The following is a 1,409-nucleotide window of genomic DNA, read 5'->3' on the forward strand; positions in this document are numbered from 1 at the left end:
AATCCAGACGGCGTTTGAAAACAATCTTAAGATCATGAAACGCCGCGTCTTAGCGGTCGAAGACCCAACACGTTCAAAGCAGATGAGCCAATTGCTCACCGAGCTCGGTAAGCGCCAAGTTGTATTTACCATTTTGCTGCAACAATACGAAAACAACGAACAATCTCAACAGTTGATGCAAAAAACGCTGGAGCTGTTTTCTGAATTGAACAGCACCGTAAACAAGCTGGTGGACGATTCCAACAAAACCACCACGTTTGCCGTTGACCAGCTGACCAATACCCTGAAATTTGCCCAATGGTCGCTAACGGTGATCTCGATTGTCGGTTTGATTGTGGTTGTGCTTATCCTTTGGCGCGTGGTGTACGTGTCGGTAGTGAAACGTCTGGCGGAATACTCTGCTGCGCTGCTTTCTGTTGCTCAAGGTAACTTGGCTGTTGAACTAGAAGTTAAAGGCAAAGACGAACTCGCGCACATGGGGCAAGCTATCATCACCGCCCGCAATACCGCCCAAGCGCTCAAAGTGGTGGCAGAAGGGGAAGCAAAAGCCAAACGGGATCTGGAAGAACACAAAGAACACCTTGAAGAATTGATTGAGCAGCGCACTTCGCAGTTGAGACAAGCAAACCTGCGCTTGAATGAAGAGGTCGTGAACCACGCTCAGGCGCGTAATGAAGCCGAGCAGGCGAGCCGCGCGAAATCAGCCTTCTTAGCGACAATGAGCCATGAAATTCGAACGCCGATGAACGGCGTGCTCGGTACCGCTCGTTTGTTAATGGATTCTGGTTTAAATCCAATTCAAAAGCGTTACGCGGAGATCATCAACCGCAGTGGTAAAACCTTGCTGGCTATCTTAAATGACGTTCTGGATTACTCGAAAATTGAAGCCGGCCATCTTGAGATTCGCCGCTTGGGCTTCGACCTACATCAAATGGTTGAAGACACGTTCCAACTGATGAACAGCCGAGCGCAAGAGAAGCAACTGCTGTTCTCTTACCACATTGAAAGTGACGTCAGCCGATACTGGAAAGGGGATGTAACGCGCATTAGCCAAGTGCTGAACAATCTAGTGGGTAACGCAATCAAATTCACTGAAGACGGTGAAATTGATATTTACGTCAGCCTGAATCCAGAAGACGAATCGCAAGTGCTATTTGAAGTCTCAGACACAGGTATCGGCATTTCGAAAAAAGATCAGAAAACTCTGTTTGATGCCTTCACGCAAGCAGAAGGTGGTCTGAACCAAATCGGTGGTACAGGGCTTGGTTTGGCGATCAGCAAACGCATCGTAGAAGCCATGGGCGGCGTGCTAGAAGTCGACTCAGAAGAGGGCGAAGGCAGCCGTTTCTGGTTCTCCATCCCACTTGAAGAAAGCGAACCTGTCGAAATCGGTGTTGTGGCGAGCGCTC

1 protein-coding gene is annotated in these 1,409 nt (G+C 49.0%); it reads left to right on the forward strand.

What is annotated here, in order from left to right:
• A partial coding sequence (locus tag R8O70_RS25240) for an ATP-binding protein (RefSeq protein WP_318184465.1) occupies positions 1 to 1,409 on the forward strand: 1,409 nt, incomplete at both ends.

Origin of the sequence: Vibrio sp. 779(2023) (genome assembly GCF_033344285.1) — a bacterium.
Taxonomy (GTDB): domain Bacteria; phylum Pseudomonadota; class Gammaproteobacteria; order Enterobacterales; family Vibrionaceae; genus Vibrio; species Vibrio alginolyticus.